The 3310-nt window shown below is 35.2% G+C and carries 3 protein-coding genes and 1 pseudogene; all 4 read right to left on the bottom strand.

All coding sequences use genetic code 11. The annotated features are described in order from the left end of the window. Positions 1–770: 770 nt before the first annotated feature. Positions 771–1457 carry a hypothetical protein gene (locus ACP5SP_RS07650; protein WP_428076452.1) on the bottom strand — a complete coding sequence of 229 codons (687 nt, stop codon included), beginning with the start codon at positions 1455–1457 and terminating at the stop codon, positions 771–773. Continuing rightward, entirely contained in the window at positions 1450–1944 is a 495-nt protein-coding gene (locus ACP5SP_RS07655; protein ID WP_428076454.1) for a hypothetical protein, read from the bottom strand. Before ACP5SP_RS07655 ends, ACP5SP_RS07650 begins: the two co-directional genes overlap by 8 nt. A 93-nt stretch (positions 1945–2037) precedes the next feature. Continuing rightward, entirely contained in the window at positions 2038–2955 is a 918-nt protein-coding gene (locus tag ACP5SP_RS07660) for a DUF5655 domain-containing protein (RefSeq protein WP_428076456.1), read from the bottom strand. A 25-nt stretch (positions 2956–2980) separates the two neighbouring features. Next, positions 2981–3310, bottom strand: a pseudogene (locus tag ACP5SP_RS07665) (hypothetical protein); the annotation flags it as partial.

Consider the following 3310-nt stretch of genomic DNA (forward strand, 5'->3'; position numbering starts at 1 on the left):
CCACTAAGCTGAGACTCTAACCACGCACCGAGCAAAGGCAGGCGGAAGAGCTCTTTGAGCACAGGGTGTGATGACGGCATATTCACTTATTCACAGTCAGCACTCTACGCTGATAACGCAGTAGCACCGCAACAACACTCTTAAAACAAGTGTTAATAATCATCGTATATTTCTTGGATTTGGTTATTCACTCTTGTTTTGTTGTGAGTAGCGTTTGCATTGATACATCCCCTTGTGGGGCTTGGGGCTTTGAGTTCCCCTCGCAGGTGTTGTTATTCATTCCAAGGCTTCTACTCTTTTCCTTTCTCTATGTCTTACTGTATCAAACTATTATTACGGCGTGCAAGGCCTTTATCAGTCTGTGAGCAAAGCGAATAGTCTGATGCCTTGTGTAACACTTCTATACCGTAACTAAAATTTTTTTAATCCTCTGTAACCTGTAATTTTTTTCATCAGGTTATAATTTTCTTTGTTAAATCATTTTAAAACATTTCACAGATATGCTGGTGTGCAATGCTTCTTAAACGGTTTTTTGAAATGAGCTTGCGAATGAAAAGTCCATTTGCACTGCTCCGATTGCATAACAGAGTTATGATATTATCCTCGATTGTGAGCTTCCCTCAAAGAAGCCTGCTACAGTTGTTCTTCCTATAAAATCTCAAAATTTCGTCTCAGAAATTTCAACCCTTTACCAAACAAATCATCGTTTGCGAACTTCCTTAACATAACGGAGGTTATGTTTTCCGCAAGTAACAAATTATATAGAAAATTTAAGTATTATCTTTATTATTCTCTTTCTGCCCATCAATAATTTTCCATGTCATGTAATTCCTGGTAACCCCATTATCAGTGAACGTAAGAATACGTGCATGTTTATTCGCCGGTTCCTCAACTGCTGATACTTCCTTAAGGTACGTCTTTGTTATTATTCTGTTACACATTTGACCCATATATGCCTTCCCAACTATATGTTCACATTCTCCGTATTCCTTTCCGCATATTGAACACTTTGATTCCATAATGATAAAGCCGGGACTGAAAAAAATCTGGGGAGGAAAAAGAAGCTTTTCCAACAAATACAATTTATCTGTATATTTCTCCATATTTAGATCTATTGCTATATAATGGGCTTGTAATGCTGTTCTCGCATTAGATTGAGCCTCTATTAGATAATCCCAAGCTTTATTGGGATCATCCTCCTTCAATGCAATCCACATCATTAACTCATTAATCATTGCGTCTATAATATTCTCTAAACTTAACGCACAATTTGCAGAGTCCTCATCTTTATTTTTTATAGCATTTTCTTTAAGAGATATAACTTTTTGTTTAAGTACTGTAAGTTCATTTATGGCATCTTGTTGAAACTCTTTTCCTCTACTCATAAAACAAAAAGTTCCACATCCTTTTATTGGTTTGTCGAATTCTTTTAGAAAGAGTTTTATATCTTCATTCATCGCTAACTCTCTTAATTACCTCGGGAAGTTCTTTTAGTCCATCCTGTGGCCCTTCATATTCCACTTTTTTGAAATTACCATTTTTAGTTTCCAAGACTATGCTAAGCCTTACTTTTCTGCTATTTATAGGGATTCCCCTTAGCCAGTCAGTTAAATAGTTTGAAATGATGTTAATTATTACGGAAACTATAATTGAATTTTCTTGAAGTAAATCAGCTGAAATAAAAATAGCGGGTGCAATCCATTCAACAAAAGACTTTTCTTGAACACAGGGGAATTTTTCTCCTTCTTTTTCAAGTTTTGTTTCACTAATTTCATTCTGCCTCAAAAGTACTCTGATAGTAGGTGCATTACCTTCATGGATAAGCTCGCCTTTTGAAGTAGCGGTTTCAAAATTCCGAGGAAGAAGAGTCAAAGACAAAGGTCTATTGCAACCTAAATCTCTTGCTTTCTTATTCACGTCTATATAATCTTTTATTTGAACCATACTTACACCCCCAGTTTCTTATAATGATTTGCTATAAAAAGATTACTTTAGGCAATTTTAATAAAAACCCAGAACCCTAAAACTCTTTATTTTTTAGGCAGAATTTTTCTTGTAAGATTGCTTAACCAATGAAAAAATGTAGTCTAAATCCTCATCGCCACCTATATGCAATTGGTAGTCTCCATTTCCCCAATGGCCAATCTCAGAAACATCCCTTGCTAAACCTTTTGGATCATTTAACTCACCTTTTTTAAGATTCAAATAAACTTTTAATTCCTTCTTGTGAATCTCTACATCTGTAAAATTCGATTTACTAATAAATGCTATATATTGCTTTGTTGGCTTCACCTTGATGTCATTGTCGATTGATAGCACCGAACCCTTGAACGTTTCATACAGTTCTTTTATCTCATCTGGGATATTCTTCAAGTGTTCATCTTCAGTATAAACTTTGATTTCTTTACTGACTGCCCCAACAGTTTTGTTATTCTTGGAGATCGTTTTTATGGATTCGCTTGCTCCTAACGATTGTATTTGATTTATGCTTACTGTCTCATTTGCATATTTTCTTATCTCCCATAATTCAATTGGCAAGTCCTTAAAGTTTATTGATTGCACCTGATACGGTGTAAACGATGGAGCAACAAATATGACCCGTGTTTGCGTCCAATCTATCTCATCCTTCTTAATCGGCCTTTTTCGACTCTCGTTGTACACAAGGACGCACTCAGCCTTATTGTTAAGTATCAAAGAGAGATAAGCATACCCTTGGTCTACAACGCTAAAGTTCTCATTCTTTTTATATTCAATTACAACGAACGCCTTCGCCTTCTCGTCAAATGCAAGAGTATCAATTCTGAAATTTTGGATGGTAAACTGTGGTTTCACGACTTCCAAATCAAACAACTCTTTCAAGTTGTCGTCACATATTTTTTGAATGTCCTTTTCCAACTTGAAATCGACTTCTTCTATATAAGTCAACTTTCCATCTTTTGCCGAATAGATGTCCATTGCCTCTACCTCCAATTTTTAAAAATCACTGTTTATTCTCAGTTTTAGAAATATAACTCAATGCTTCTTTTTCGTTCTTCTCAATGGCAATTTCAACTGCTCGTTTTGCTATTTCTAACAATTCTTTTGCTCTCTTTCTTGCTTCGTGCGATTGCTGAACCAATGAAGCAATTTTTTGCTGGATTTCTATTGGGAGAAGGGGGATGTAAAAGTTTCTAACTTGTAAATCTGAAATCTTTGGCTGTGCTGTTTGACTCATTTCTTTTGCAAACTCTAATTTTCCAACTATTGAATGTAGAGTGATTGCTAAATATTCTGCTAATACTTCTTTTTTATTTCTAATTGAAATTTTACC

The organism is Caldisericum sp., from assembly GCF_049967455.1.
Taxonomy (GTDB): domain Bacteria; phylum Caldisericota; class Caldisericia; order Caldisericales; family Caldisericaceae; genus Caldisericum; species Caldisericum exile_A.

What these genes read in the sequence shown, in the direction of transcription:
- ACP5SP_RS07650 (WP_428076452.1), bottom strand. Translation starts at nt 1,457, where the DNA reads ATGAATGAAGATATAAAACTCTTTCTAAAAGAATTCGACAAACCAATA.
- ACP5SP_RS07655 (WP_428076454.1), bottom strand. Translation starts at nt 1,944, where the DNA reads ATGGTTCAAATAAAAGATTATATAGACGTGAATAAGAAAGCAAGAGAT.
- ACP5SP_RS07660 (WP_428076456.1), bottom strand. Translation starts at nt 2,955, where the DNA reads ATGGACATCTATTCGGCAAAAGATGGAAAGTTGACTTATATAGAAGAA.